The sequence below is a fragment of the Streptomyces puniciscabiei genome (genome assembly GCF_006715785.1).
Classification (GTDB): Bacteria; Actinomycetota; Actinomycetes; order Streptomycetales; family Streptomycetaceae; genus Streptomyces; species Streptomyces puniciscabiei.
On record NZ_VFNX01000001.1, the window covers coordinates 3,059,829 to 3,086,463 of the forward strand.

A 26,635-nucleotide genomic window follows, 5' to 3' on the forward strand; every position below is an offset into this window, starting at 1 on the left:
CCGGCCGTGAGCACACCTGCGCAGCTACGGACGATCAGCTGCGGTCATACCCGAGTAGCCGCCGGCACTCGTATCGCTGGCTCGGCGCCCACCCCAGCAACCACAGTCGAACCCGCACATCCTGTTCCGCACAGCCTGCGGGCAGTCGTGCCGCTGGGGCGGCACGGGTGGGCGCAGGCGGCACCCGGCCAGCGCCGGCAAGCGACCCAATCCCCCGCCCGCGCCGGCACCGGGCGCCCATCGACAAACGGCACCCGCAACCCCCTCGCGCCCGGCACCCGCACGCGCGCCCCGCACAGCCGGACCCGCCGCACCGGGCACCCACCAGTCCCCGGCGTTACGACGTGACCAGCAGCACCTTCCCCACGTGCCCGCTGGCCTCCACCACCCGATGCCCCTCGGCCGCCTCCGCCATCGGCACCTCGCGATCCACCACCGGCCGCACATGCCCCCCGGCCAGCAACGGCCACACATGCTCCCGCACAGCCGCCACGATCGCCGCCTTCTCACTCAGCGGCCGCGCCCGCAGTGAGGTCGCACTGATCGCGGCCCGCTTGGTCAGCAGCGTGCCGATGTTCAGCTCCCCCTTCACCCCGCCCTGCATACCGATGATGGCGAGCCGCCCGTTGACCGCGAGCGCCTGGACGTTGCGGTCCAGGTACTTCGCCCCCATGTTGTCGAGGATGACGTCGGCTCCCGCACCTCCGGTGGCCTGCTTGATCTCGGCGACGAAGTCCTGCTCGCGGTAGTTGATGAGGATGTCCGCGCCCAGCTCGGCACACCGCTCCAGCTTCTCCTTCGTGCCGGCCGTCACCGCGACCTTGGCACCGACGGCCTTGGCGAGCTGGATCGCCATGGTGCCGATGCCGCTGGACCCGCCGTGCACGAGCAGCGTCTCACCGGGCCGCAGATGGGCGATCATGAACACGTTGGACCAGACCGTGCAGACGACCTCGGGCAGCGCGGCCGCCCGCTTGAGGTCGACCCCCTCGGGCACGGGCAGCAGCTGCCCGGCCGGTACGACGACCTTCTCGGCGTATCCGCCGCCCGAGAGCAGCGCGCACACCTCGTCGCCGACGGCCCAGCCGGACACGCCGGGTCCGAGCGCGGCGATCCTGCCGGAGCACTCCAGGCCGGGGTAGGGGGAAGCACCGGGCGGTGGGTTGTAGAAGCCCTGCCGCTGCAGGATGTCGGCACGGTTGACGGCGCTGGCCACCACCTCGACCAGCACCTCGCCCTCGCCGGGCGCCGGATCGGGGACCTCCGCCCACACCAGCGCCTCGTGACCACCAGGTTCGGGAATCGTGATCGCATGCATGCCCGTGACGCTACTCCCCGAGGGTGGCGTCTCCGGGGCAGACCCGCTCGCTCGCCGGTCCGTCAGCCGGGCCCGGAGGTTTCACGTGAAACACACCTCGATCCCGGCCGTCGCCCACGGCAGCTCCAGCAGCTCCGCCTCCTCCCCCTGCCGGGCTCCACCGGGCGGTACGACGGCCAGCGCATCCGCGGCGGCGATACCCCGGAGCATGGCCGGACCGTTGTAGTGCAGCGGTACGGCACGGTCACCGCGCAGCATCACGGGGATCAGCCGGGTGTCGTACGGATGCCCCTGGACCGCCTCGCTGAGCGGCAGCGTGTACGGCTCCGGCGCCGGGTGGGCGGCCAGCGTGCGCAACAGCGGCTCGGCGAGTGTGAGCAGCCCTGAGACGGCCGCGAGGGGGTTGCCGGGCAGGCCGACGAGGTACTGGGTGTCCTTGGTGCGGGCGAGCAGCATGGGGTGGCCGGGGCGCACCTTGACGCCGTCGACGAGGAGTTCGGCGTCGATGCGCTCCAGGATGGGGTGCACGTGGTCGACGGGTCCGCCGGCGGTGCCGCCCGTGGTGACGATGAGGTCGGCCTCGGAGCCGGTGACGGCCCGGTGCAGGGCCTTGGCGTCGTCGCCGATCCGCCGCACCCTGATGACCTCGGCGCCGAGCGCCCGCAGCCACGGCGGCAGCATCGGGCCGAGCGCGTCCCGGATCAGCCCGTCGCGGGGCAGTCCCTCGGCCAGCAGTTCGTCGCCGAGCACGAGGACTTCGGCCCGGGGCCGTGGTACGACGCTGACGGTGTCGTATCCGGCCGCCGCCGCGAGCCCCAGCACGGCGGGGGTGATCCGGGTGCCGACGGGCAGCAGCTGGTCGCCGCTGCGGCACTCCTGGCCGCGCGGGCGGATGTCCTGGCCGTGGACGATCTCCCGCGTGGCGTGCAGCCGCCCCTGCGCGTCGCTGCGTCCGTGCTCGCTGCGCAGGACGGCGGTGGTGTCGGCCGGGATGCGGGCACCGGTGGCGATACGGACCGCCTCGCCGTCGGTGAGCGGCTCGGGCTGGGCGTGTCCGGCGAGCACTCCCTCGTCCCGTACCTCCCAGGGCCCGGGTCCGGCGACCGCCCAGCCGTCCATCGCGGAGGTGTCGAAGGAGGGCAGGTCGGTGAGCGCGTCGAGCGGGGCGGCCAGGACCAGACCCAGGGCGTCACCGAGCGGCACGGCGACGGGGACGCGGCGGGGCCGGGCGCGTGCGGCGCGTGCGGCGGTCTCGCGGGCCAGGGTCCACGGGGTGGCCTTGTGCCGCTCGCCGTGTGCTTCCGGCGCCGGAGCGGGGACCTGGCCCGCACGGTCGTCCTTGGCTTCCCTCACGAGGGCCAGAGCCTCCTCGACGTCGAGGTCGTCGCTGTCCTCGGCGGGCGCTTCGGCCCGGGTTCCGGGGGCGGTCATCCGGCGTCCGGGGCGCCCGGGCCCCCGCTGCTCCCGCCCCTGCCGTTCTCTTCCCCGCCTGCGCCGGCTTCTTCCTCCCAGCGCAGCGCGAGCGCGGCCGCCTTGCGGGCGGCCTCGGCGACCGCTTCGGGGCCGCCCTTGCCCTGGGCCGCGGCGTAGCCGACGAGGAAGGTGGTCAGCGGTGCGGCCGGCCGGGCCACGCCGTGCGCGGCGTCACGGGCCAGGTCGAGCAGGACGCCGGTGTCGACGTCCAGGTCGATGCCCAGCTCGGCCTTGACTGCGGAGATCCATTCATCCAACACGTGCCCATGCTCCCTGATGCGTGCCCTGGCGTTGACGAGGTCGTCCCAGGTGTCGCAGTCGAAGGACGCGAGCGGGTCCGGGACGCGGGTGAGACGGAGGGCGCCAGTCAGCCGGCGCAGGGGCAGACCGGTCAGGCCGTCGGGTCCGGCCTGGAGGGCGGCCAGCTCGCGGCGGAGCGCGGCGGTGCGATAGGCGGCCACGAGCGGCTGGTCGCGGCCGTCGCCGTCGGTGAGCAGCGCGCCGTCGGCTCCGGTGTCGCCGAGGGCGGTCAACAGGCGCCGCAGCGTGGCCGGCCGGAGGAAGGGCAGGTCGGCGGAGAGGACGACCGCGTGCTCGGCGGTGGTGAGCCGCAGCCCTGCTTCCAGGGCGGCGACCGGTCCGGCGCCGGCCGGCTCCTCGAGCGCCCAGCGCACCGGCCGCGCGGTGGGCCGCCGGTCGGCCACCACGACCGTCGTCCCCGCGCCCGCGCAGGCCGCGAGCACCCGGTCGAGCAGTGCCCGGCCGCCGACCCGCAGACCGGGCTTGTCGGCCCCGCCGAGCCGCCGGGCGGCGCCGCCGGCCAGCACAACGGCGTCGTACGGCACGGGCGTCCCGGGAGCGGCTGGGGCGTTGTCGGTCACCCCCCGAGTATGTCCCGACAGGCCTCGCTCGTGTCCTGCACGGGGTCCTCTTTCCGGGCCCCGCGTGCGTCACAGGGTGCGCAGGAGCACCGCCGGCTGTTCCACGCAGTCCGCCACGTACCGCAGGAAGCCGCCCGCCGTGCCGCCGTCGCACACCCGGTGGTCGAAGGTGAGCGAGAGCTGGACGACCTGACGCACGGCCAGCTCGCCTTCGTGCACCCACGGTTTGGGGACGATCCGGCCGACGCCGAGCATGGCCGCCTCGGGGTGGTTGATGATCGGCGTGGAGCCGTCGACACCGAAGACACCGTAGTTGTTCAACGTGAAGGTCCCGCCGGTGAGTTCCCCGGGCGTGAGCGTCCCGCTGCGGGCGGCCTCGGTGAGCCGGGCGAACTCGGCGGTCAGGGACTCGGCGTCGCGCCCGTGGGCGTCCCGGACGACCGGCACGACGAGCCCGCGTTCGGTCTGCGCGGCGAACCCGAGGTGGACCTGGTCGAGCCGGACGACCTCACGGGCCTCGGCGTCGACGTAGGAGTTCAGCTCGGGGAACCGGGCGAGGGCGGCCGTGCAGATGCGGGCGAGCAGCGCGAGCAGGGAGATCTTCGGTCCGCCGGCCGCGTTCATCGCGGCACGCGCACGCATGAGCTCGGTCGCGTCGGCGTCGACCCAGCAGGTGGCGTCCGGGATCTCCCGGCGGCTGCGGGAGAGCTTGTCGGCCACCGCGCCGCGCACGCCCTTGAGGGGGATGCGAGTGCTCTCGGCGCGCGTGGCGGAAGCGACGGCGGGAGCCGAAGGGGCGGTGGCGGTGGCGTGTGCCGCCGTGGTGGCCGCCTCGGCCGTACGGCTGCCCACGGCCGCCTTGGCCCGCAGGGCGTCCTCGACGTCCGCGCGCAGGATCAGCCCGTCCGGGCCCGAGCCCGCCAGCAGCCGCAGGTCCACCCCGCCCTCGCGGGCCAGCCGGCGGACCAGGGGGGAGATCACCGGCACCGGTCCCTCGGCGTGGAGCGCGTCCACGCACGCGTGGGCCGTCCCGGTGGGCGCCGTGCCGCCCGGGGCGGCCGTTCCGTCCGGTCGTGCCGCCCCGGAGGCCGCAGCCGGACGCCGGCGGCCGTCCGGGCCCGTGCCGGAGGGCGTGCTCGGGGTCCGTGCGCTGTCCGCGCCGGTGGAGCCGTTCACGGCACCCGTCACCGCCGGAGCCGGCCGCACCCTCCGGCGCCGCGCCGGGGCTTCCGAGGTGCCGTATCCGACCAGGACGTTGCCCGACCCCGCGCTGTCGGCCGCCGGGGCCTGCGGTCCCACCGCCACCGTCAACAGCGGCGCTCCGACCGGCAGTTCGGTGCCCTCCTCGCCGAAGCGGGCGGTGACCACACCGCCGTAGGGGCAGGGCACCTCGACCATCGCCTTGGCCGTCTCGACCTCGACGACCGGCTGGTCGACGGCGACGACGTCACCGACCTGGACCAGCCAGCGGACGATCTCCGCCTCGGTGAGTCCCTCACCGAGGTCGGGGAGCTTGAACTCCAGCACCTGTGCCATCAGCCCTCGGCCTCCCACTGCAGCCGGGCCACGGCGTCGAGGATGCGGTCGACGCCGGGCAGGTGGTGCCGCTCCAGCATGGGCGGCGGGTAGGGGATGTCGAAGCCGGCCACGCGCAGCACCGGCGCCTCCAGGTGGTGGAAGCAGCGCTCGGTGATCCGGGCCGCGATCTCTCCGCCCGGGCCGCCGAACCCGGTGGACTCGTGGACGACGACCGCGCGTCCGGTGCGCCGTACGGCCGCGCACACCGTCTCGTCGTCGAACGGCACCAGCGAGCGCAGGTCGATCACTTCCAGGTCCCAGCCCTCGGCCTCGGCGGCCTCGGCGGCCTCCAGGCAGACCGGCAGGGAAGGGCCGTAGGTGATCAGCGTGGCGCTGCGGCCCGGCCGGCGCACGACCGCGCGGCCGATGGGTTCCACGTCCGTGGGCTGCTCGGGGTTCCAGGAGTCCTTCGACCAGTACAGCCTCTTGGGCTCCAGGAAGACGACCGGGTCGTCGGAGGCGATGGCCCGGCGCAGCAGGCCGTAGGCGTCGGCGACGGTCGCGGGCGTGACCACGTGCAGTCCCGGGGTGGCCATGTAGTAGGCCTCGGAGGAGTCGCTGTGGTGCTCGACGCCGCCGATGCCGCCTCCGTAGGGGACACGGACGGTGATCGGCAGGGGCATCTTCCCGCGCGTGCGGTTGCGCATCCGGCAGACATGGCTGATGAGCTGCTCGAACGCCGGGTAGGCGAACGCGTCGAACTGCATCTCCACCACCGGGCGCAGGCCGTACATGGCCATGCCGACGGCGGCGCCGAGGATGCCGGCCTCGGCGAGCGGGGTGTCGGTGCAGCGGTCCTCGCCGAACTCCTTGGCGAGGCCGTCGGTGACCCGGAAGACACCGCCGAGGGTGCCGACGTCCTCGCCCATGACGTGCACGGTCGGGTCGGCGGCCATGGCGTCGCGCATCGCGCGCGTGAGGGCCTGCGCCATGGTGGCGGGCTTGACGGCCACGGTGGTCATCGCACGCCGCCTTCCTGCTCGCCGTGGTGCTCCTGCTCGGCTTCCAGCTCGGCCCGCAGCAGGGCACGCTGTTCGCGCAGCTGGGCGGTCGTCTCGGCGTAGACGTGGTCGAAGAGGGCCATGGGGTCCAGTTCGGGGTCGCGGTTCATGCGCTCGCGCAAGGAGGCGGCCATCGCCTCGGCTTCCTTCCGTGCGGCCTCGATGCCGGCCTCGTCGAGCAGCCCGCGCTCGGTCAGCTCGTGCTCCAGCAGCTGGATCGGGTCGTGTGCGCGCCAGGCCTCGACCTCGGCGTCACCTCGGTAGCGGGTGGCGTCGTCGGCGTTGGTGTGGGCGTCGATGCGGTACGTCACGGCTTCGACCAGGGTCGGGCCGCCGCCGGCGCGCGCGTGCCGTACGGCGTCGCTGAGGACCTCGTGGACGGCCGCCGCGTCGTTGCCGTCGACCAGGCGGCCCGGCATGCCGTATCCGACGGCCTTGTGGGCCAGGGAGGGCGCGGCGGTCTGCTTGGCGAGCGGGACGGAGATGGCGAAGCCGTTGTTCTGCACGAGGAAGACGACCGGTGCCTGCCAGACGGCGGCGAAGTTCAGCGCCTCGTGGAAGTCGCCCTCGCTGGTGCCGCCGTCGCCGACCATGGCGAGCGCGACCACGTCGTCGCCCTTGAGGCGGGCGGCGTGCGCGAGGCCGACGGCGTGCGGCAGCTGGGTGGCCAGCGGGGTGCTCAGGGGGGCCACGCGGTGGGCGTAGGGGTCGTAGCCGCTGTGCCAGTCGCCGCGCAGCAGGGTGAGGGCCTCCACGGGGTCCACGCCCCTGGCGACCACGGCGAGGGTGTCGCGGTAGCTGGGGAAGAGCCAGTCGCGCTCTTCGAGGGCGAGGGCGGCGGCGACCTCGCAGGCCTCCTGGCCGGTGCTGGAGGGGTAGACGGCGAGGCGCCCCTGCTTGGTGAGCGCGGTGGCCTGCGTGTTGTAGCGGCGGCCGCGCACCAGCTGGGCGTAGAGCCGGCGCAGCACGTCCGGGTCGGTCTTGGCGGCCGCCTCGGTGCCAAGGACGCGGTAGGGCTCGGCGTCGGGCAGCAGCGGCGCGGGGTCCATACGGGGTTGCCAGGCGGGCGGCGGCGATGGCCGGTACGCGCCCCGCTGCTCCATGACCGTCATGACGGCACCTCCTCGTGGGAGCGGCTACGGGAGGCGCGTCGGCTGTGAGGCGCCTCACCAACCGATTGTTCGGTCGTCGGCACATTTTGGCTACAGGCCCCTTCAGGCTGTGGACAAACGGTTCTCCACAGCCTGGAATGAACGCAGGACGTCCACGGCGAGGGAGCGGGGGGCAATGGCAGCTGAACAAATGGCCGACGGGCCGCAGGACGGCACCGCGCTCCCAGCCTCGCGCCCGCCGGACGGCGCCCCGCTGCCGCCGCCTCGTCCGCTCGACGCCATCGATCAGGACATCCTGAAGATTCTCCAGGCGGACGGCCGTGCCTCGATACGGTCCGTCGCCGAACGCGTCCACGTCTCGCGCGCCAACGCCTATGCGCGCATCAACCGCCTGGTCGAGGACGGGGTGATCCGGGGCTTCAGCGCGCGCGTGGACCACGAGCGGGCGGGGCACGGCACATCGGCGTACGTCACGCTGAAGATCGTCCAGAACACCTGGCGGACGGTCCGCGAACAGCTCAGGCAGCTGCCCGGCGCCTCCCACATCGCGCTGGTGGGCGGCGACTTCGATGTTCTGCTGCTGGTGCACACCCCCGACAACCGGGCGCTGCGCGAGCTGGTGCTCACCCGGCTCCAGGCGATCCCCGAGGTGCTCAGCACCCGCACGCTGCTGGTGTTCGAGGAGGAGGACCTGGAGCCGGAGGCGTGAGGAACGGGGTGTGCGGGGGGGTGAGGATGGGGGTGTGCAGGAGGCGTAGGGAAACGGGTGTGCGGGAGGCGTGAGCTAGGCGGCCCTGCGCAGTCCCGCGAAGACCAGCTGGACCACCGCGTCGGCGACCTCGCGTTCGCCTGCGCCCCTCGGGTCCGGCCGGTACCACTCCACGATCGAGTTGATCATTCCGAAGACCAGCCGGGTGGCCAGCCGGACCTCGACGTCGCCGCGTACGTCCCCGTCGGCCGCCGCGGCCTTCAGCAGTTCCGCGACCCGGTGGTCGAAGTCGCGCCGCCGTTCCAGTGCCCACCGCTCGGTGGCGGTGTTGCCGCGCACCCGCAGCAGCAGCGTCACGTACGGCAGCTCGCCTATGAGCACCTCGACCATGCGCCGTACGACGTGCTCCAGCCGGTCGACGGGCCGCCCCACGCGTGCGTGCTCCTCGTCCAGGATGGCGAACAGGCCGTCCAGGGCGCGGCTGACGGCCCGGCGCAGCAGCTCCTCCTTGCCGCTGACGTGGTGGTAGATCGACGACTTGGAGATGCCTGCCGCCTTGGACAGGTGCTCCATGGAGGTGCCGTCGTAGCCGCGCTCGTTGAACACCTGGACGGCCACGGAGAGCAGCGTCTCGGGCGTGTAGGTGTCGCGTTTGGCCGTGGTCATGACGTGCCCTCCCGCTTGTCCTCGATGGCGTACGCGTGGCGGTAGAGCGCGAGGGAGGGCGCGTAGCGTCCGGAGGGATCGCGCTCGTGCATCTCGTCCAGGACGTCGAAGGCGAACTCGCGGCCGAGCCTGCGGTCCCACTCGAAGGGGCCGAGGGGGTAGTTCACCCCGAGGCGCATCGCCGTGTCGATGTCCTCCTCGGTGGCGACGCCCTTGGCGACGGCGTCGTGCGCGAGGTCGATGATCCTCGCGACCGTGCGCGCGACGATCATGCCGGGGACGTCGCCGATGACGCTGACGTCCTTGCCGAGGGCCTGGAAGAGGCCGATGGCCTCGGCGAGGGTCTGCGGCGAGGTGTCCTGGGAGGTGGACAGGGCGATGCGGGTGGCGGTGCGGTAGTCGAGGGCGAGGTCGAAGTAGATGACGTCGCGGAACTCGATGGACGTCTGGCCGTCGGCGAGCACCAGCTGGCCGCCGCTGGGCAGCACCAGGCGGGTGCCGTTGTCCTCGTCCTCCTCGCGGACCTGGATGCCCGCCTCGCGGATCAGGGTGAGCAGCTCGGCCGCGGGGCCGAGGCCGCCCTCGGCGACGACGTGGGCGGGCGGCTGTTCCTTGTCGGCGGTGTGCGGCTCGGGGCCCTCGGCGCCCTCGGCGTGGTCGTACCAGCCGTGGCCGGTCTTGCGGCCCAGGCGGCCGGACTCCACCAGCCGGCGCTGGGCGAGGGAGGGCGTGAAGCGCACGTCCTGGAAGAAGGACTGCCACACCGAGTGGGTGACGGACTCGTTGACGTCCTGTCCGATCAGGTCGGTCAGCTCGAAGGCGCCCATCCTGAAGCCGCCGCACTCGCGCAGGACCGCGTCGATGGTGGCCGGGTCGGCGGCCTGGGCCTCGTAGACCGCGAAGGCCTCGGCGTAGAACGGCCGGGCGATCCGGTTGACGATGAAACCCGGGGTGTCGGCGCAGGCCACCGGGGTCTTGCCCCAGACGCGGGCGGTCTCGTACGCGCGCGTGGCCGACGTGACGTCGGTGGCGAACCCGGAGACGACCTCGACCAGCGGCATGAGCGGTGCCGGGTTGAAGAAGTGCAGGCCCACGAAGCGGCCGGGCCGGCGCAGGGCACCGCCGATGGCCGTCACCGACAGCGAGGACGTGTTGGTGGCGAGCAGGCAGTCCTCGGCGACGATGTCCTCCAGCTCGCGGAAGAGCTGCTGTTTGACGTCCAGCCGTTCCAGGACGGCCTCGACGACCAGCGTGCAGTCAGCCAGCTCCGAGAGCTGCTCCGCGGGCTTGAGACGGGCGCGGGCCGCGTCCCGGTCGGCGGCGGCGAGCCTGCCCTTCTCCACGAGCCGGTCGAGGCGGGCGCCGATCGTCGCCGCCGCGTCCCTGGCCCGCCCGGCGACGGCGTCGTACAGCCGCACGGGATGGCCGGCGACCAGTGCGACCTGGGCGATGCCCTGGCCCATGGTGCCGGTGCCGACGACGGCCACAGGGCTGCTGAGGTCGAGTGCTGTCATGTGCGCGATCCTCCCGCACGGCGTTTTCCACAGATGCGGCAGGCCCCCTTGTCCCGACCGATCGTTCGGTTACTCTAGCTCTGACTGCCCGTTCCTGCCCATGTTTCTGCCCAGGTCATGGACTCGACGAAGAGCCCTGAAACGAGGAGTTGGTCCCGCATGGCCGCCGAACTGACCGCTCACGAGCTGATCGCCAAGCACCGGCCCACGCTCGACCAGGCGCTGGAAGCGATCCGCACGCGCGCGTACTGGTCACCGCACCCCGAGCACCCGAAGGCCTACGGCGAGAACGGCAGCCTGGACGCGGCGGCGGGCAAGGCCGCCTTCGACGCCCTGCTGAACACCCGCCTCGACCTCGGCCAGCCCGGCACCGACGACTGGGTGGGCGGCGAGGTCTCTCCCTACGGCATCGAGCTGGGCATCAGTTACCCGCACGCGGACGTGGACGTGCTGATCCCCGCGATGAGGGCCGGGCAGCGGGCCTGGCGGGACGCGGGCGCGGAGACCCGGGCACTGGTCTGTGTGGAGATCCTCAAGCGGATCAGCGACCGCACGCACGAGTTCGCGCACGCCGTCATGCACACCAGCGGCCAGGCCTTCATGATGGCGTTCCAGGCCGGCGGCCCGCACGCGCAGGACCGCGGCCTGGAGGCGGTGGCGTACGCGTACGCGGAGCAGGTCCGCACGCCCGGGACGGCCGAGTGGACCAAGCCGCAGGGCAAGCGTGACCCGCTGGCCCTCACCAAGCAGTTCACGCCGGTCCCGCGCGGCCTCGCCCTGCTCATCGGCTGCAACACCTTCCCGACGTGGAACGGCTATCCGGGCCTGTTCGCCTCCCTCGCCACGGGCAACGCGGTCCTGGTCAAGCCCCACCCGCGCGCGGTACTGCCGCTCGCGCTCACCGTGCAGATCGCGCGCCAGGTGCTCGCCGAGACGGGCTTCGACCCGAACCTGGTGGCGCTGGCCGCCGAGCGCCCCGGCGAGGGCATCGCCAAGACCCTCGCCACCCGCCCCGAGGTCCGGATCATCGACTACACCGGGTCGACGTCCTTCGGTGACTGGCTGGAGGCCAACGCCCGCCAGGCGCAGGTCTACACCGAGAAGGCCGGCGTCAACACGGTGATCGTGCACTCCACCGACAGCTACAAGGGCATGCTGTCCAACCTGGCGTTCTCGCTGTCGCTGTACAGCGGCCAGATGTGCACCACCCCGCAGAACCTGCTCATCCCCCGGGACGGCATCCGCACCGACGAGGGCCCCAAGACCTTCGACGAGGTCACCGCCGACCTCGCCCGCGCGGTCGACGGCCTGCTCGGCGACGACGCCCGCGCGAACGCGCTGCTGGGCGCGATCGTCAACCCGGACGTCAAGGCCCGCCTGGAGGCCGCCGCCGGCCTCGGCGAAGTGGCCCTCGCCTCCCGGGAGATCAGCAACCCGGAGTTCCCGGGCGCGGTCGTGCGCACCCCGGTCATCGTCAAGCTGGACGGCGCCAAGCCGGACGACGAGGCCGCCTACATGAGCGAGTGCTTCGGCCCCGTCTCCTTCGCCGTGGCGGTCGACTCGGTGAACGACGCGGTGGAGTTGCTGCGCCGCACGGTCCGCGAGAAGGGCGCGATGACGGTCGGTGCCTACACCACCGACAGCGAGGTGGAGCGGTCGATCGAGGAGGTGTGCCTGGAGGAGGCCGCCCAGCTGTCGCTCAACCTGACCGGCGGGGTGTATGTGAACCAGACCGCCGCGTTCTCCGACTTCCACGGCTCGGGCGGCAACCCGGCGGCGAACGCCGCGCTGTGCGACGGGGCGTTCGTCGCGAACCGGTTCCGGGTGGTCGAGGTGCGCCGGGAGGTCTAGGAAGTGCCGGGTCCGCCCCCGGTGGCGCTCCAGTGGTACAGCGTCATCGCCACGCTGGTGGCGAGGTTGTAGCTGGAGACCTGGGGGCGCATCGGCAGGGACAGCAGATGGTCGGCACGCGCGCGTAGCTGCGCAGACAGACCGCTGCGCTCGGAGCCGAAGGCGAGGACGGCGTCGTCCGGGAGCTTCACGCCCCGGATGTCGTCGCCCTCGGGGTCCAGCGCGAACAGCGGCCCCGCCGGCAGCTCCTCTACGCCGAGCCGCTCCACGGCCGTCGCGAAGTGCAGTCCGGCGCCGCCGCGCACCACGGTGGGATGCCAGGGGTCGAGGGTGCCCGTGGTGACCACCCCGGTCGCCCCGAAACCGGCGGCCAGCCGGATCACGGCACCGGCGTTGCCGAGGTTGCGCGGGTTGTCCAGGACCACGACGGGCGCGGTGCGGGGCGTGTGGGCGAGCCTGCGCAGGTTGGCCTCGCGGGACGGCCGTACGGCGAGCGCGGCCACGCCGGTCGGGTGGGGCCGCGGGACCAGCGAGGCGTACGTCTCCGCGGACACCTCGGTGAGCAGCGTGTCCAGCGCGTCCCGTACGTCCCCGGCCAGTTCTCCGGCGAGGGCGAGCGCGGCATCCCGGTCGGTGGTGACGGCCACCGGGACCTCGGCGTCGAAGCGCAGCGCGTGCTTGAGGGCGTGGAAGCCGTCGAGCAGCACGGCGCCATCGGCGTGTTCGCGCCAGCGGGTCAGCGCATCGGTCATGCGGTGAAGCCTCCTCCGCGCTCGGCTGCGCTCGCGCGGGGGGACCCGGATCGGTCCCGCGCGCTGTCCTCGGAGCTCTCCTCGGGCGAACGGGGCGCGGGCACCGTACGGGCGGCCTCATGCCGGACGAGCCGCCCACGCGCGCGTGCGACCAGCGCACCCAGCCGGCGCAGGAACGGCGTCGGCAGGAAGACCGCGTCCGCGGTGATCATCGCCAGCGAGAAGAACGGCAGGCCGAGCACGACCGCGATGACCGCGTGCTCGGTCATCATCAGCACCAGCAGGACGTTCTTGACCCGCCGGTTGACCAGGGTGAACGGGAAGGCGACCTGCACCATGACCGTACCGTAGGCGACGGCCATCATGATCGTCCCGCTGGAGGACATCAGGTCGGCGAGCCCGGGCCAGGGGGAGAAGTAGTCCAGGTGGAGTGGGTAGTAGACGGCGGTGCCGTCCTGCCAGCGCGAGCCCTGGATCTTGTACCAGCCGGCCGTCGCGTAGATCAGGCAGGCCTCCGCCATGATCACGAACAGGGCGCCGTTGTGCAGGACGTTGGCGACGACGTCCAGCAGGATCCGCGGCTGCTGCGACTTCGTCCAGCGGCCGGCGGCCCACCACAGGCCGAGCGTCACCCAGGCCGTCCACAGCAGCGCGGGGATCAGCCAGCCGTTGTCGAACCGGCCGGTGAACGCCGCCATGAGCAGCGCCAGACCGGACACCACCCACAGGACCGGGCCCACCCGGTCGGCCAGGACCCGCTCGCCACGCGCGCGTGCGGCCTGCGCGCGCGCAGCCCGGCGCGCGTCCAGGGACCACACCTGGCCACAGCGTGTGAAGACGAGGTAGAAGGACATCAGGTGCAGGACGTTGTCGCCGCCGTCGCCCACGAAGACGCTGCGGTTCTGCAGCGACAGCACCCCCACCATGAACAGAACGGACGCCGTCCGGGTGCGCCAGCCGAGCAGCAGCGCCGCGCCGGCCAGGATCGCCAGCAGATAGAAGCACTCGAACCACAGTTGCCCGTCGGACCACAGCAGAGCGGTGAAGGCGTGGTTGTCGGCGGTCAGCTCCTTGGCGAGGTTCCAGGCCCAGGGGCCGGCCGGGCCGTACAGCTCCTGGCGGTGCGGGAACTCGCGCAGCAGGAACAGCAGCCAGGTCCCGGCGAACCCGATGCGGATCACGGCGCTCTGGTACGGCCCGAGAGCCGACTCGGTGACCTTGGCGATACCGCGCGAGAGAGTCAGGGAGAGCCTGTTCACCGCACACCTCCCGCTGCCTCGTCCGCCGTCACGGTCCACCAGGGCAGCACGCGGTAGACGGGCTGGTCGGACACGCGCTCACGGCTCCACCCGGGCGGCTGCACATTGGTGGTGCTGGACCGGATCTGCACGCGCTGTATGACGCCGTCGCGGTCGGCCGGATAGGTCCGGTACAGGCGCATGACCACGATCCGGCGCAGGTACTGCTCGGAGAGGGAGCCGCGCATGCCCACCGGGCGGTTGTCGGCGCTGTGCGTGGCGGTGAAGAAGTCCCAGGAGCGGCGCAGCTCGTTCTGCTGGGCGTGGCTCGGCACCAGGTTGCCGTCGATCGCGGCACCGTCCTGGGCGGAGAGGTCGGTCCACCCGGTGGTGCGCAGTCCACCGTCCTTCGCCCGCACCACGGCGCGGACCTGGACGGCGATGTTCTGCTGCAGCGGGTTGGGCGCGAACAGCTTCCAGTTCTGCTCGAACTCCGGGAAGACCCAGTCCTCGACGGCCTTGCCGTGCTGCTTGGTCACCGTGTTCGCGGGGGCGAGGCTGAGGAACACCATCAGCAGATGCACACAGGCGGCGACACCGACGACCGCGAGCGCCAGCGCCGCGGCGACCTGGTAGCGGGGGGAGAGGGCGGCCACACCGGTACGGGGCACGGGGGCGTCGGCTCCGGAGGCTGCGCGCCCCGCACCGCCGGCGGCAGCCGCCCCCGCACGGGAGTCCGTGCCGGCCGAAGACTCCGCGGCCCCGGCCCGGAAGCCGCCACCGGCCGAAGACTCCCTGTCGGCCCGGGAAGCTATGTTGGCCGGGGAGTCCACGTCGGTCGGGGAGTCCTCCGGACGCGCTCGGGCCGACCCGCCGGGGTCGGGTCGGGCCCCCGGGTCCTCGTCGTACGCGTCCATTCCGTCCCGTCCCCCGTCTCGGCTCAGTCGTTCGTTCAGTGGTCCAGCTCAGTGATGCGGTGCCCGCCACGAGCGCCCCACCGTTCACTACGCCACTCCTCGGCGTCAGCACGGAACGGTACTCAGCCCCGGCCGCCGGGCGCAGCCCCGGGTACGAGCCACGGCCGTGGTCCTCGCCACGGTACGGCCGGGCACCCCGCCCCATCCGCCCTCCGCACGTTGTCCACAGGCCGCCCGCAGGAGTTTTCCACAGCGGTTGACACCCCACGGCGGCCCGGCACACCATTGATGACGCACGGACCGAACGATCGGTCGGGACAGTTCCACCGCAGAGCCCGAGGTCAGGGGGACCGCATGGCCACAGCAGCCGCGCAGCGCACGGCCCGCACCGAGGCGGACGGCGCACCGGACACCGCCGACACGGCGGCCTTCCAGCACGCCTTCGACGCGGCCGTGGCCGCCGACGAACGCATCGAACCGCGCGACTGGATGCCCGACGCCTACCGCGCCACCCTGGTCCGGCAGATCGCCCAGCACGCGCACTCCGAGATCATCGGCATGCAGCCGGAGGCCAACTGGATCACCCGCGCGCCCTCCCTGCGCCGCAAGGCCATCCTCATGGCCAAGGTCCAGGACGAAGCCGGCCACGGCCTGTACCTGTACAGCGCGGCCGAGACCCTCGGCACCAGCCGTGACGAACTGCTCGACAAGCTCCACAGCGGCCGCCAGAAGTACTCCTCGATCTTCAACTACCCGACCCTGACCTGGGCCGACGTCGGCGCGATCGGCTGGCTCGTGGACGGCGCCGCGATCACCAACCAGGTCCCGCTCTGCCGCTGCTCCTACGGCCCCTACGCCCGCGCGATGGTGCGGATCTGCAAAGAGGAGTCCTTCCACCAGCGCCAGGGCTACGAGCTGCTGCTCGCCCTCAGCAAGGGCACACCGGAACAGCACGCGATGGCACAGGACGCCGTCGACCGCTGGTGGTGGCCCTCACTGATGATGTTCGGCCCGCCCGATGACGAGTCCCAGCACTCCGCACAGTCCATGGAGTGGAAGATCAAGCGCCACTCCAACGACGAGCTGCGCCAGCGCTTCGTCGACATCTGCGTCCCCCAGGCCGAGTCCCTCGGCCTCACCCTCCCCGACGCCGACCTGCGGTGGAACGAGGAACGCGGGCACTACGACTTCGGCCCGATCGACTGGACGGAGTTCTGGGAGGTCCTCAAGGGCAACGGCCCGTGCAACGAACAGCGGATCGCCCAGCGCAGGCGCGCCCACGACGAGGGAGCGTGGGTGCGGGAAGCGGCCGCCGCCTACGCGGCCAAGCACACCCACGGCACCGGCGGCACCACCGACACCGGTGAGACAGCACACGAGACAGGCCACGAGACAGAAGCGGAGCGAGCATGAGCACCACCGACTGGCCCCTGTGGGAGGTCTTCGTGCGCTCCCGGCGCGGCCTCTCCCACACCCACGCCGGCAGCCTGCACGCCCCCGACGCCGAGCTGGCCCTGCGCAACGCCCGCGATCTGTACACCCGCCGCGGCGAGGGCGTGTCGATCTGGGTCGTCCCCGCCTCCGCGATCACCGCGTCCTCACCGGACGAGAAGGACCCGTTCTTCGAACCGGCCGCCGACAAGCCCTACCGGCACCCGACCTTCTACGAGATCCCGGAAGGGGTGAAGCACCTGTGACCGCCACCGGCCCCGCCACCGTCCCGGTGACCGCCGCCCTCGCCCTCGGCGACGACGCCCTGGTGCTCTCCCACCGGCTGGGCGAGTGGGCCGGACACGCCCCCGTCCTCGAGGAGGAGGTCGCCCTCGCCAACATCGCCCTCGACCTGCTCGGCCAGGCCCGCGTACTGCTGTCCATGGCCGGCGACGAGGACGAACTGGCCTACCTCCGCGAGGAGCGCTCCTTCCGCAACCTCCAGCTGGTCGAGCAGCCGAACGGCGACTTCGCCCACACCATCGCCCGCCAGCTGTACTTCTCCACCTACCAGCACCTGCTCTATGCCGAACTGGCTGCCGGGGACGGCCCGTTCGCCCCGCTCGCCGCGAAGGCGGTGAAGGAGGTCGCCTACCACCGCGACCACGCCGAGCAGTGGACCCTGAGGCTCGGCGACGGCACGCAGACCAGCCACGAGCGGATGCGGCACGCCTGCGATGCGCTGTGGCGGTACACCGGCGAGCTGTTCCAGCCCGTGGAGGGGCTGGACGCCGACTGGCCGGGCCTGGAGACACGCTGGCTCGAGTCCGTCCACGACGTCCTCGGCCGGGCCACGCTCCGCCTCCCCGAGGGACCCCGCACCGGCACCTGGTCGGCCGGCGCCGGCCGACAGGGCCTGCACACCGAACCCTTCGGGCGGATGCTCGCCGAGATGCAGCATCTGCACCGCAGCCACCCGGGGGCGACATGGTGACCGCCACCGCCCTGGAGACGGAGCTGCTGGAGCTGGCCGGCTCGGTGCCCGACCCCGAACTGCCGGTGCTCACCCTCCAGGAGCTGGGCGTTGTGCGCGCCGTGCACCTGCTGGGCCCCGGCACGGTGGAGGTCGACCTGACCCCCACCTACACCGGCTGCCCCGCCATCGAGGCGATGAGCGTGGACATCGAACGGGTACTGCGCGCCCACGGCATGCGCGAGGTCACGGTCCGCACCGTGCTCGACCCCGCCTGGACGACCGACGACATCAGCACCGAAGGCCGACGCAAACTACGGGAGTTCGGCATCGCTCCCCCACGCGTGCGCGCCGCCTCCGGCCCCGTGCCGCTGGCTCTCGGCCCGACGCGGACCACCCCCGGGGCCGCGAGCCGCACCGAGGATGCACTCACCGAGCCCGTCCGCTGCCCGCACTGCGGCTCCGCCGACACCGAGCTGCTCAGCAGGTTCTCCTCCACCGCGTGCAAGGCACTGCGCCGCTGCCTCGCCTGCCGTGAACCGTTCGACCACTTCAAGGAGTTGTGATGGCGCGCTTCCACCCGCTCCCAGTGGCCGAGGTCGACCGGATCACCGACGACTCCGTCGCCCTCACCTTCACCGTCCCGCCCGAGCTGCGCGAGGAATACCGGCACGCTCCCGGCCAGCACCTGGCGCTGCGCCGGCAGGTCGACGGCGCCGAGATACGGCGCACCTACTCGATCTGCTCCCCCGCGCCCGACCCGGCCGGCGCGGGCCCCGACACCCTGCGGGTGGGCGTGCGGCTGGTGGAGGGCGGAGCCTTCTCCGCCTACGCGCTGAAGGAGATCAACGTCGGCGACGTGCTGGAGGTGATGACCCCGGCCGGCCGCTTCACCCTGGACCCGGCACCGGGGCTGTACGCGGCGGTCGTCGGCGGCAGCGGCATCACCCCGGTGCTGTCCATCGTCTCCACCCTGCTGGCCCGCGAGCCGGCGGCCCGGTTCTGCCTGATACGCAGCGACCGCACGGCGGCCTCGACGATGTTCCTGGAGGAGGTCGCCGATCTGAAGGACCGCTGTCCCGAGCGGCTTCAGCTGGTGACCGTGCTCTCCCGCGAGGAACAGCAGGCGGGTCTGCCGTCCGGCCGGCTCGACCGCGAGCGGCTCACCGGGCTGCTGCCCGCGCTGCTGCCGGTCGGCGAGGTCGCGGGCTGGTTCCTGTGCGGACCGTACGGGCTGGTGCGGGGCGCGGAGCAGGCGCTGCGCGAGCTGGGCGTGGACCGCTCCCGCATCCACCAGGAGATCTTCCATGTGGACGCGGGCTCGTCCGAGGCCGCCGCCGTCCAGGCGCCCGCGCACAGCACGGTCACCGCCCGCCTCGACGGACGCGGCGGCACGTGGCCGGTGCGGGACGGCGAGACGCTGCTGGAGACGGTCCTGCGCAACCGCCCCGATGCGCCCTACGCCTGCAAGGGGGGCGTGTGCGGGACGTGCCGTGCCTTCCTGGTCTCCGGCGAGGTCCGCATGGACCGCAACTTCGCCCTGGAGACGGAGGAGACGGAAGCCGGCTATGTGCTGGCCTGCCAGTCGCATCCGCTGACGGAGCAGGTGGAACTGGACTTCGACCGCTGAGGTCGACGTGTGCCGACTCGGCGGGAGCCGACTCGGCGAAGGGGGGTGGGAGGGGGAGGGAGGGGGGAGGGGGAGGGCCCCCCGGAACGCCAGGACTCCACGCCATTCCCTTCTCCTAGAACGTGTTCTATCTTGACGCTCCGTCAGATCACCGACCCCGTCGGAGGGACAGGCCGTGGACTTCACCTTCACCGAGGAGCAGCGGGCGGCGGCCGAGGCGGCGCGCGGGGTGTTCGCCGGCGTGGTACCGGACGCGGTGCCGAGCCCGGCGCTCACCACCGGTGCCGTGGCCGAGGGCTTCGACCGGGAGCTGTGGTCCCGGCTGGCCGACGCGGATCTGCTGAGCCTGCTGCTCGAGGAGGCGCACGGCGGTTCCGGTCTCGACGCGATCGCGCTGTGCCTGGTGCTGCGGGAGTCGGCCAAGGTGCTCGCCCGGATGCCGCTGCTGGAGCACAGCGCGGCGGCGGCGGCCGTACAGGCCTATGGCGGTGCGGAGTTGGCGGACCGGATCCTTGCGCGGGCCGGACGGGGTGAGCTGGTGCTGACCGTAGCGGCGAACGGCCGTACCGGGCACGACCCGGCCGAACTGGCCGTCGGCGCACGGCGGGACGGTCCGGTCTGGGTACTGGACGGGGTGCAGACGGCGGTGCCGTGGGCGTACGACGCGGACCTCGTCGTCGTGCCGGCGCACCTCGAGGGCACGGGTGCCGAGCGGACCGTGCTCGCGCTGGTGCCGCGCGAGCAGGACGGGGTGGCGCTGGCCGAGCAGGTGTCCACCAGCGGAGAGCGGCTGGCCGAGCTGCGGCTCACGTCCGTGCGGATCGCCGCGGGCGACGTCATCGAGGCCGCCGGTGCCTGGGAGTGGCTGCACGCGCTGCTCGCCACCGGCATCTGCGCGCTGGCGCTCGGGCTGGGCGAGCGGGTACTGGCGATGACCGCGGACTACGCGGGAAAACGGGAGCAGTTCGGGTATCCGATCGCGACCTTCCAGGCGGTCGCCGTGCAGGCCGCCGACCGGTACATCGATCTGCGCGCCATGGAGGCCACGCTCTGGCAGGCCGCCTGGCGTATCGCCTCAGGGGCGCCGGGGGCGCTGCCCGCCTCCGGGGATGTCGCGGTGGCGAAGATCTGGGCGGCGGAGGGGGTGCGCCGGGTGGTGCAGACGGCACAGCATCTGCATGGGGGGTTCGGCGCCGACACCGATTACCCGCTGCACCGCTATCACGCCTGGGCCAAGCACCTGGAGCTGGCGCTCGGCCCGGCGGCGGCACACGAGGAGAGGCTCGGGGATCTGCTGGCCGCCCATCCGCTGGGCTGACCGCGCGAACCCCGGAGCAGCGGGGGAGCGGGTTACAGGACGAAGCCGGTCCGGCCGTCGTCGGTGATCACCGGGCGGCCCGCGGCCTGCCAGGCCTGCATGCCGCCGTCGACGTTGACCGCGTCGATGCCCTGCTGGACCAGGTACATGGTGACCTGTGCCGAGCGGCCGCCGGAGCGGCAGATGACGTGGACACGGCCGTCCTGCGGTGCGGCCTCGGTCAGCTCGCCGTAGCGGGCCACGAACTCGCTGATGGGAATGTGCAGCGCTCCCTCGGCGTGGCCCGCCTGCCACTCGTCGTCCTCGCGGACGTCCAGCAGGAAGTCGTCGTCCTTGAGGTCCGTGACCTCGACCGTGGGCACACCAGCTCCGAAACTCATGCCCCCGACGCTACCCGAAGGTCCCCGCGGCCTGCCGGAACGGGCCGCGGCTAGCCCTGCCCCAGCAGGGCCGCCAGCTCCGCCTCCCGCTGGGCGATGTCCGAGCGCAGCTGGGCGGCGATCTCCTCGAGCAGCCCGTCGGGGTCGTCCGGGGCGAGGCGGAGCATGCCGGCGATCGCGCCCTCCTCAAGTTCACGGGCGACGAGGGTGAGCAGTTCCTTGCGCTGGGCGAGCCATTCGAGGCGGGCGTACAGCTCCTCGGCGGGGCTCGGGCGCCGCTCGGGCGGCACCGGTCCGGCCGCCCATTCCTCGGCCAGCTCCTTCAGCAGCGTCTCGTCGCCACGGGCGTAGGCGGCGTTGACGCGGGTGAGGAATTCCTCACGCCGCTGCCGCTCCTCTTCCTCCTGTACCAGGTCGGGGTGTGCCTTGCGGGCCAGCTCGCGGTAGAGCTTGCGGGCCTCCTCGCTGGGCCGCACCCGCTCGGGGGGCCGTACGGCCTGGTCGGTCAGCATGGCGGCGGCTTCCGGGAACAGGCCGTGGCCGTCCATCCAGCCGTGCAGCAGCTCTTCCACGCCGGGGATCGGCAGGACCCGGGCGCGGGCCTCCTCGGCGCGGCGGATGTCCTCCGGGTCACCGGTGCGGGCGGCCCTGGCCTCGGCGATCTCGGCGTCCAGCACCTCGATGCGGGCGTAGAGCGGGCCGAGCCGCTGTTCGTGCAGCCGGGAGAAGTTCTCGACCTCGACGCGGAACGTCTCCACGGCGATCTCGTACTCGATCAAGGCCTGCTCGGCGGCCCGTACGGCCTGCTCGAGCCGTTCCTCGGGCCGCGGCGCCTGGGACTGTTCGGCTTCCGGGGTCGTCACCCGCCCAGCGTAGCCGCTGTGCTCGGCCCGCACCGGGATGCGGTGTCCTGCCGCAGGGCCGGTCGCACTGCGCAGCTGATCCCACCGCGCAGCCGGTCCCACCGCGCAGCCGGTCCCACCGCGCAGCCGGTCCCACCGCGCAGCCGGTCCCACCGCGCAGCCGGTCCCACCGCGCAGCCGGTCCCGCCGTGCAGCCGGTCCCGCCGTAGGACTACCGGTCCCCTGCCTGGTGTGGGCGGGCTGAGCGACCGGATCCCTGGCATGGCGCCGATGCCTGATCAGCCGCCTTCCGGAACGGTGTACCTCGGTCGGCCGCGCCGGGCTCCGGACCCAGGCTGGTGGACGACGGGTGATGACCGCGAGGCCCCGGCCGACGGGGTCGCGCGGGCGCCGGCCACGGCCCGCAGGCCACCTCGTACGCCCCGCCCCGGTCATCCCGCCGGTCATCCCGCGAGAGTCCCCGCCGACGGGCCGGGCCTCACACCCCCCACTCGGCCGCGATCCGGCCCGCCCGGATCCCCGTGACCAGTTCGGCGTGGTCGGCCTCGGTGCGGTCGGCGTAGGTGACGGCGAAGGTGGCTATCGCCTCGTCCAGTTCCTCGTTCTTGCCGCAGTAGCCGGCGATCAGGCGCGGGTCGGCGCTGTGAGAGTGGGCGCGGGCCAGCAGGGCGCCGGTCATGCGGCCGTAGTCGTCGATCTGGTCGGCGGCGAGCGCGGCGGGGTCGACGCTGCCCTTGCGGTTGCGGAACTGGCGGACCTGGAAGGGACGGCCGTCGACGGTGGTCCAGCCGAGGAGGATGTCGCTGACCACCTGCATGCGCTTCTGGCCGAGGACGACCCGGCGGCCCTCGTGTTCCACCGGCGGCGCCTCGAAGCCGGCCGTGACCAGGTGCGGGACGAGTGCGGAGGGGCGGGCCTCCTTCACCTGGAGAACCAGCGGCTGCTCACGGTGGTCCAGGAGCAGCACGACGTAGGACCGGGTGCCGACGCTGCCGGTGCCGACCACCCGGAAGGCCACGTCGTGCACGGCGTGCCGGGCGAGCAGGGGGTGCCGGTCCTCGCTGAGGGTGCCGACGTACGCCTCCAGGGACGCGGCGACCGCCGCGGCCTCGGCGTCCGGGATGCGGCGCAGGACCGGTGAGGCGTCCACGAAGCGGCGTCCGCCGTCCGGCGCCGCCTCGGTCGACTTCGCCGCGAACCGGCCGCTGGTGTTGGCGCGGGCCTTCTCCGAGACCCGTTGCAGGGTGCCGAGCAGATCGTGGGCGTCGGTGTGGGAGACCAGTTCCTCGTCCGCGATGGCGTTCCACGCGTCCAGCACCGGCAGCTTGGCGAGCAGGCGCATGGTGCGGCGGTAGGCGCCGACCGCGTCCTGTGCGGCCGCGCGGCAGGTGTCCTCGTCGGCGCCGGCCTCCCGCCCGGCGAGCACCAGCGAGGCGGCGAGCCGCTTCAGGTCCCACTCCCAGGGGCCGTGCACGGTCTCGTCGAAGTCGTTGAGGTCGATGACGAGGCCGCCGCGGTGGTCGCCGTACAGGCCGAAGTTGGCCGCGTGCGCGTCTCCGCATATCTGGGTGCCGATCCTGGTCATGGGGGTGCGGGCCAGGTCGTACGCCATGAGTCCGGCCGAGCCGCGCAGGAAGGCGAAGGGGGTCGCGGCCATCCGTCCGACGCGTATGGGGGTCAGCTCCTCCATACGGCCGGCGTTGGACTCGATGACCGCGCTCACCGCGTCGGGGCGGGAGGCGTCCAGGTCGAGCGTGCGGTGCGCGCCGCGCGGCACGCTCGTCCGCAGCGCCTTGCCCTCCTCCTTGGGCGAGCCCTGCCGCGGCCACTGGGCGAACCCGCGCACCCACGGCACCCGGCGCGCCTTCAGCTCCGCCGCATCCGCCAGATCCGCCGCATCCGCCGGTACTTCCCGACCGGTTCCGGTCACCGCGACCGCCTCCCCCGAGCACCCTTCGGCGCGAACATCGACACGAACATCAACTCGTGCAGACCGTACAGCCGACGCGCCGAACGCGTCAGACCCTGTGGATGACGCCCTGTGGACAACCCGCGCTGCCGGCGTGTGAGGAAGCTCTCGTCCACCGGCCGGTGCGGGACAGGCGCCCGGCGCACTCCCAGGGGAGCGGTAAGAACGGCAACGCCCAGGGCACTCGGCAGCACGACCGTCGGCATCCGCATCGGCATCCCCACCGGCGTCGGCCCAGCGCAGCGAGGAGGCCGCCGTGAACCTGAGACAGAAGCGAGCATCTACGACCGCACCTGCTCCCCGGCCCGGAGGGCTCCGTCGTGCCTGAGCTGCCGGACGTCGAGGGTTTCCGCCGGGTGCTCGTGTCCTGTGCGAAGGGCAGGGCCGTCCGCCGCGTGGACGTGCGCGACACGGGCGTCCTGCACGGGGTGAGCGCACGGCGGCTGCGCGACGCCCTGGAGGGCCGGCGGTTCACCGAGCCGGAGCGGCACGGCAAGTGGCTGCTCGCCCACACCGGCGGTCCCACGCTCCTGCTGCACTTCGGCATGACCGGCCGTCTGCTCTGTGCCGGACCCGACGACACCGTCGAGGCCCATGACCGCGTCCTGTTCGACCTCAGTGGCGACCGTCAGCTCCGCTACCGCGACCAGCGCAAGCTCCAGGGCCTCTGGCTGGCCGACGACGACTGCGATGTCGCACGGCTGCTGGAGCGTCAGGGTCCCGACGCGCTTGCGGTGGACCGTGAGGACTTCGAGGCCGCGCTCTGCGCACGCCGCGGTCACCTCAAAACCGCGCTGACCGACCAGTCCGTCCTGGCCGGCCTCGGCAATCTGCTCGCCGACGAGATCCTGTGGCGGGCCGGACTGCACCCTCGTACCCGGGCGGGCGACATGACGCAGAGCCAGCGCCGGCACCTGTACACCCACATGCGGCGCACGCTGCGTTCCGCGGTCGCCGCTGGCTGTGTCCCACCGCGCGCCGGGTGGCTCACCGGCCACCGCGACGACCCCGACCCGATCTGCCCCCGCTGCCACACCCACCTGCGGCGCTCCCGGCTGGCCGGCCGCGGCACGGTGTGGTGCCCGAGGTGCCAGCCGTACGAGGCATGAGCCCGACGGCCGGAGCCCGGGCGGCATGCTGGAAGCCGGACGCCCCAACCAGGCACGACCGTCCGGCCGTCCGGACTTCCGGCCGTCCGGACTTCCGGACTCCGTGAGATAGCTCACGGACAGGCGGCCGCCCCGGCCCTCCCCCGTCCGTCCACAGGCTGTGCGATCCCTCACGGCCGAGCCCTCTGAGCACAGCCCCCTAAGCACAGCCGGCACAGCCCCCATGAGCACAACCACCGTGCAGACAACCCCCGTGCGCACAACCCTCATACGCACAACGCGAGACGGGCCCCTGCCGTGACTTCCGTCACTGGCAGAGACCCGTCTCGTCTCTGTGCGCGAGGGGGGAGTTGAACCCCCACGCCCTTGCGGGCACTGGAACCTGAATCCAGCGCGTCTGCCTATTCCGCCACCCGCGCATTGGGTGTGTCTTCCGGTCCCTGCCCTTTCGGGCCGGCCCCTTCCGACACCCAGAACATTAGCACGTCGTACGGGGTGGGTTCACATCCCTTCCCTCCGGCCCGAACCCGCCCGGCAAGCGAGGCACCGCAGGCCCGCCGCGCCCCCGTCACGCCCCGCACGCCCGCACGCCCGCGCCCCGCGCCGGCCACGCACGGCCGCACACCCGCGCCCGCACACCCGCCCCCGCCACGCCACGCCCGGCAACCGCTTTCGCAAGCTTCCCCACCCGCTTACGCAACCGCTCCCGCAGCCGCTCCCGGCCGCCGCCCCGAGGCGGGGCCGCCCTCTCCTACCCACCCCGTCCCTCCCGCACGTATCAAGGAGACCTGCTTCACGTATCAACCTCGTACCGGTCCCCCGCATCTCCCCAGGAGGCGGACCGGGTCCACAGCCAGGTGCGGGACACTGGTCTTCGCCCCCCTCTACGATCCATGGCAGCAAGAGTGCGTACCAGGAGTTCGAAGGGGAGTCGCTGGGGGAACCGGCTGTTTGCCGGGCGCGTAGATACGATCAGTAAGCAGTACCGGCGGAACCAGCAGTACAGGCAGTACAGGCAAGGCAGCGGCCACACAGCAGGGCAAGGCAACGGCAAGGATGGAGGAGGTGCCCCATGGGAGTCCTGAAGAAGTTCGAGCAGCGTCTCGAAGGTCTGGTGAACGGCACCTTCGCCAAGGTCTTCAAGTCCGAGGTCCAGCCCGTGGAGATCGCCGGCGCGCTCCAGCGTGAGTGCGACAACAACGCCACGATCTGGAACCGCGACCGGACCGTCGTACCGAACGACTTCATCGTGGAGCTGAGCGCGCCGGACTACGAGCGTCTCAGCCCCTACTCCGGGCAGCTCGGCGACGAGCTGGCCGGGATGGTGCGCGACTACGCCAAGCAGCAGCGCTACACCTTCATGGGCCCGATCAAGGTCCACCTGGAGAAGGCCGACGACCTGGACACCGGCCTGTACCGGGTGCGCTCGCGCACCCTGGCCTCGTCCAGCAGCCAGGCCCAGCAGGCACCGCAGGCCCCCGGCGCCCCGGCGCCCGGGCGCCCCGGGCAGGGCGCGCAGGGCGGTTACGGCTATCCGCCGGCCACGCCCGCCGGTGCGCCGCCGATGCCGTCCGCGCCGCCGCCCGGCGCCCGCCCCGGCGGCTACGGCTACCCCCAGCCCGCCACCCAGCGGCCCGCGGCCGCCCCGATGAGCGGCGGGCGCACCCGCTACTGGATCGAGATCAACGGCACCCGCCACCAGATCTCCCGCCCGACGCTGGTGCTGGGCCGCAGCACCGACGCCGACGTGCGGATCGACGACCCCGGCGTCTCCCGCCGGCACTGCGAGATCCGGACCGGAACGCCCTCGACGATCCAGGATCTCGGCTCCACCAACGGCATCGTGGTGGACGGGCAGCACACCACCCGCGCTACGCTCCGCGACGGCTCGCGGATCGTCGTGGGCAGTACCACCATCATTTACCGGCAAGCCGAAGGGTGAAGCGGGGGCA

Annotated in this window: 24 protein-coding genes and 1 tRNA gene; 10 read left to right on the forward strand and 15 right to left on the reverse strand. The window is 72.8% G+C overall.

The window, feature by feature from the left end:
• Window positions 1-337 precede the first annotated feature (337 nt).
• From FB563_RS13955 to pdhA, 6 genes are all read right to left on the reverse strand, one after another.
• The gene (locus tag FB563_RS13955) at window positions 338-1,318 is read right to left on the reverse strand and encodes an NAD(P)H-quinone oxidoreductase (protein WP_055708037.1); all 981 of its coding nucleotides are present in this window, start codon (window positions 1,316-1,318) and stop codon (window positions 338-340) included.
• An 81-nt stretch (window positions 1,319-1,399) separates the two neighbouring features.
• Window positions 1,400-2,749, reverse strand: coding sequence for a molybdopterin molybdotransferase MoeA (locus FB563_RS13960; RefSeq protein WP_055708038.1), 1,350 nt, complete (start codon window positions 2,747-2,749; stop codon window positions 1,400-1,402).
• Complete coding sequence (locus FB563_RS13965) at window positions 2,746-3,672, reverse strand: NTP transferase domain-containing protein (RefSeq protein WP_055708039.1); 927 nt, start codon at window positions 3,670-3,672, stop codon at window positions 2,746-2,748. The genes FB563_RS13960 and FB563_RS13965 overlap by 4 nt, the downstream gene beginning before the upstream one ends.
• Before the next feature lie 69 nt (window positions 3,673-3,741).
• Window positions 3,742-5,208, reverse strand: a complete 1,467-nt coding sequence (locus FB563_RS13970) for a dihydrolipoamide acetyltransferase family protein (RefSeq protein WP_055708040.1) — start codon at window positions 5,206-5,208, stop codon at window positions 3,742-3,744.
• Entirely contained in the window at window positions 5,208-6,212 is a 1,005-nt protein-coding gene (locus FB563_RS13975; protein ID WP_055708041.1) for an alpha-ketoacid dehydrogenase subunit beta, read from the reverse strand. Before FB563_RS13975 ends, FB563_RS13970 begins: the two co-directional genes overlap by 1 nt.
• Window positions 6,209-7,363, reverse strand: coding sequence for a pyruvate dehydrogenase (acetyl-transferring) E1 component subunit alpha (pdhA, locus tag FB563_RS13980; protein ID WP_055708042.1), 1,155 nt, complete (start codon window positions 7,361-7,363; stop codon window positions 6,209-6,211). The genes FB563_RS13975 and pdhA overlap by 4 nt, the downstream gene beginning before the upstream one ends.
• Window positions 7,364-7,553: 190 nt before the next feature.
• On the opposite strand from pdhA, the gene FB563_RS13985 reads away from it, so the two are divergent.
• Window positions 7,554-8,072: an Lrp/AsnC family transcriptional regulator gene (locus FB563_RS13985; RefSeq protein ID WP_055708043.1), complete on the forward strand. Its 519-nt coding sequence runs from the start codon at window positions 7,554-7,556 to the stop codon at window positions 8,070-8,072.
• 75 nt (window positions 8,073-8,147) lie between these two features.
• On the opposite strand, the gene FB563_RS13990 is transcribed toward FB563_RS13985, so the two are convergent.
• On the reverse strand, window positions 8,148-8,738 hold the full coding sequence (locus FB563_RS13990; RefSeq protein WP_055708044.1) for a TetR/AcrR family transcriptional regulator: 591 nt from the start codon (window positions 8,736-8,738) through the stop codon (window positions 8,148-8,150).
• Window positions 8,735-10,252 (reverse strand): 3-hydroxyacyl-CoA dehydrogenase, encoded by a 1,518-nt coding sequence (locus tag FB563_RS13995; RefSeq protein ID WP_055708045.1) that lies wholly within the window; start codon window positions 10,250-10,252, stop codon window positions 8,735-8,737. Before FB563_RS13995 ends, FB563_RS13990 begins: the two co-directional genes overlap by 4 nt.
• Before the next feature lie 159 nt (window positions 10,253-10,411).
• Here FB563_RS13995 and paaN point away from each other — a divergent pair, with 159 nt between their 5' ends.
• Entirely contained in the window at window positions 10,412-12,103 is a 1,692-nt protein-coding gene (paaN, locus tag FB563_RS14000) for a phenylacetic acid degradation protein PaaN (RefSeq protein WP_055708046.1), read from the forward strand.
• On the opposite strand, the gene FB563_RS14005 is transcribed toward paaN, so the two are convergent.
• The 3 genes from FB563_RS14005 to FB563_RS14015 are packed head-to-tail and all read right to left on the reverse strand — an operon-like array spanning window position 12,100 to window position 15,010.
• The gene (locus FB563_RS14005; RefSeq protein WP_055708047.1) at window positions 12,100-12,855 is read right to left on the reverse strand and encodes a TrmH family RNA methyltransferase; all 756 of its coding nucleotides are present in this window, start codon (window positions 12,853-12,855) and stop codon (window positions 12,100-12,102) included. The two genes, paaN and FB563_RS14005, sit on opposite strands and share 4 nt — an antisense overlap.
• Window positions 12,852-14,114 carry an HTTM domain-containing protein gene (locus tag FB563_RS14010; protein ID WP_079048936.1) on the reverse strand — a complete coding sequence of 421 codons (1,263 nt, stop codon included), beginning with the start codon at window positions 14,112-14,114 and terminating at the stop codon, window positions 12,852-12,854. Before FB563_RS14010 ends, FB563_RS14005 begins: the two co-directional genes overlap by 4 nt.
• Window positions 14,111-15,010 (reverse strand): DUF5819 family protein, encoded by a 900-nt coding sequence (locus FB563_RS14015; protein ID WP_055708048.1) that lies wholly within the window; start codon window positions 15,008-15,010, stop codon window positions 14,111-14,113. Before FB563_RS14015 ends, FB563_RS14010 begins: the two co-directional genes overlap by 4 nt.
• A 354-nt stretch (window positions 15,011-15,364) precedes the next feature.
• On the opposite strand from FB563_RS14015, the gene paaA reads away from it, so the two are divergent.
• The 6 genes from paaA (at window position 15,365) to FB563_RS14045 (ending at window position 20,362) form a co-directional block, all read left to right on the forward strand.
• Entirely contained in the window at window positions 15,365-16,423 is a 1,059-nt protein-coding gene (paaA, locus tag FB563_RS14020; protein ID WP_055708049.1) for a 1,2-phenylacetyl-CoA epoxidase subunit PaaA, read from the forward strand.
• The gene (gene paaB / locus FB563_RS14025) at window positions 16,420-16,707 is read left to right on the forward strand and encodes a 1,2-phenylacetyl-CoA epoxidase subunit PaaB (RefSeq protein ID WP_055708050.1); all 288 of its coding nucleotides are present in this window, start codon (window positions 16,420-16,422) and stop codon (window positions 16,705-16,707) included. The genes paaA and paaB overlap by 4 nt, the downstream gene beginning before the upstream one ends.
• On the forward strand, window positions 16,704-17,435 hold the full coding sequence (paaC, locus tag FB563_RS14030) for a 1,2-phenylacetyl-CoA epoxidase subunit PaaC (RefSeq protein ID WP_079048937.1): 732 nt from the start codon (window positions 16,704-16,706) through the stop codon (window positions 17,433-17,435). Before paaB ends, paaC begins: the two co-directional genes overlap by 4 nt.
• Window positions 17,429-17,980 carry a 1,2-phenylacetyl-CoA epoxidase subunit PaaD gene (gene paaD / locus FB563_RS14035; protein WP_055708051.1) on the forward strand — a complete coding sequence of 184 codons (552 nt, stop codon included), beginning with the start codon at window positions 17,429-17,431 and terminating at the stop codon, window positions 17,978-17,980. The genes paaC and paaD overlap by 7 nt, the downstream gene beginning before the upstream one ends.
• On the forward strand, window positions 17,980-19,044 hold the full coding sequence (locus FB563_RS14040; RefSeq protein WP_055708052.1) for a 2Fe-2S iron-sulfur cluster-binding protein: 1,065 nt from the start codon (window positions 17,980-17,982) through the stop codon (window positions 19,042-19,044). The genes paaD and FB563_RS14040 overlap by 1 nt, the downstream gene beginning before the upstream one ends.
• 175 nt (window positions 19,045-19,219) lie before the next feature.
• The gene (locus FB563_RS14045) at window positions 19,220-20,362 is read left to right on the forward strand and encodes an acyl-CoA dehydrogenase family protein (RefSeq protein ID WP_055710558.1); all 1,143 of its coding nucleotides are present in this window, start codon (window positions 19,220-19,222) and stop codon (window positions 20,360-20,362) included.
• A gap of 32 nt (window positions 20,363-20,394) precedes the next feature.
• Here the strand turns inward: FB563_RS14045 and FB563_RS14050 are convergent, their stop codons facing one another.
• The 3 genes from FB563_RS14050 to FB563_RS14060 form a co-directional block, all read right to left on the reverse strand.
• On the reverse strand, window positions 20,395-20,724 hold the full coding sequence (locus FB563_RS14050; RefSeq protein WP_055710559.1) for a rhodanese-like domain-containing protein: 330 nt from the start codon (window positions 20,722-20,724) through the stop codon (window positions 20,395-20,397).
• Window positions 20,725-20,792: 68 nt separating this feature from the next.
• Entirely contained in the window at window positions 20,793-21,605 is an 813-nt protein-coding gene (locus FB563_RS14055; protein ID WP_055710561.1) for a hypothetical protein, read from the reverse strand.
• A 478-nt stretch (window positions 21,606-22,083) separates the two neighbouring features.
• A complete protein-coding gene (locus FB563_RS14060; protein WP_411573239.1) occupies window positions 22,084-23,535 on the reverse strand; it encodes a DUF2252 domain-containing protein in 1,452 nt (483 codons plus the stop codon).
• Window positions 23,536-23,894: 359 nt separating this feature from the next.
• Here FB563_RS14060 and FB563_RS14065 point away from each other — a divergent pair, with 359 nt between their 5' ends.
• On the forward strand, window positions 23,895-24,683 hold the full coding sequence (locus FB563_RS14065) for an Fpg/Nei family DNA glycosylase (protein ID WP_055710560.1): 789 nt from the start codon (window positions 23,895-23,897) through the stop codon (window positions 24,681-24,683).
• A gap of 335 nt (window positions 24,684-25,018) precedes the next feature.
• Here the strand turns inward: FB563_RS14065 and FB563_RS14070 are convergent.
• Window positions 25,019-25,102: transfer RNA gene (locus tag FB563_RS14070), tRNA-Leu, on the reverse strand.
• A 653-nt stretch (window positions 25,103-25,755) separates the two neighbouring features.
• On the opposite strand from FB563_RS14070, the gene FB563_RS14075 reads away from it, so the two are divergent.
• On the forward strand, window positions 25,756-26,625 hold the full coding sequence (locus tag FB563_RS14075) for an FhaA domain-containing protein (RefSeq protein WP_142218686.1): 870 nt from the start codon (window positions 25,756-25,758) through the stop codon (window positions 26,623-26,625).
• Window positions 26,626-26,635: the final 10 nt, after the last annotated feature.

Bases quoted from the DNA above. Each gene is read 5' to 3' on its own strand.
- FB563_RS13955 (WP_055708037.1), bottom strand. From the start codon at position 1,318: ATGCATGCGATCACGATTCCCGAACCTGGTGGTCACGAGGCGCTGGTG.
- FB563_RS13960 (WP_055708038.1), bottom strand. From the start codon at position 2,749: ATGACCGCCCCCGGAACCCGGGCCGAAGCGCCCGCCGAGGACAGCGAC.
- FB563_RS13970 (WP_055708040.1), bottom strand. From the start codon at position 5,208: ATGGCACAGGTGCTGGAGTTCAAGCTCCCCGACCTCGGTGAGGGACTC.
- FB563_RS13975 (WP_055708041.1), bottom strand. From the start codon at position 6,212: ATGACCACCGTGGCCGTCAAGCCCGCCACCATGGCGCAGGCCCTCACG.
- pdhA (WP_055708042.1), bottom strand. From the start codon at position 7,363: ATGACGGTCATGGAGCAGCGGGGCGCGTACCGGCCATCGCCGCCGCCC.
- FB563_RS13985 (WP_055708043.1), top strand. From the start codon at position 7,554: ATGGCCGACGGGCCGCAGGACGGCACCGCGCTCCCAGCCTCGCGCCCG.
- FB563_RS13990 (WP_055708044.1), bottom strand. From the start codon at position 8,738: ATGACCACGGCCAAACGCGACACCTACACGCCCGAGACGCTGCTCTCC.
- FB563_RS13995 (WP_055708045.1), bottom strand. From the start codon at position 10,252: ATGACAGCACTCGACCTCAGCAGCCCTGTGGCCGTCGTCGGCACCGGC.
- paaN (WP_055708046.1), top strand. From the start codon at position 10,412: ATGGCCGCCGAACTGACCGCTCACGAGCTGATCGCCAAGCACCGGCCC.
- FB563_RS14005 (WP_055708047.1), bottom strand. From the start codon at position 12,855: ATGACCGATGCGCTGACCCGCTGGCGCGAACACGCCGATGGCGCCGTG.
- FB563_RS14015 (WP_055708048.1), bottom strand. From the start codon at position 15,010: ATGGACGCGTACGACGAGGACCCGGGGGCCCGACCCGACCCCGGCGGG.
- paaA (WP_055708049.1), top strand. From the start codon at position 15,365: ATGGCCACAGCAGCCGCGCAGCGCACGGCCCGCACCGAGGCGGACGGC.
- paaB (WP_055708050.1), top strand. From the start codon at position 16,420: ATGAGCACCACCGACTGGCCCCTGTGGGAGGTCTTCGTGCGCTCCCGG.
- paaD (WP_055708051.1), top strand. From the start codon at position 17,429: ATGGTGACCGCCACCGCCCTGGAGACGGAGCTGCTGGAGCTGGCCGGC.
- FB563_RS14040 (WP_055708052.1), top strand. From the start codon at position 17,980: ATGGCGCGCTTCCACCCGCTCCCAGTGGCCGAGGTCGACCGGATCACC.
- FB563_RS14075 (WP_142218686.1), top strand. From the start codon at position 25,756: ATGGGAGTCCTGAAGAAGTTCGAGCAGCGTCTCGAAGGTCTGGTGAAC.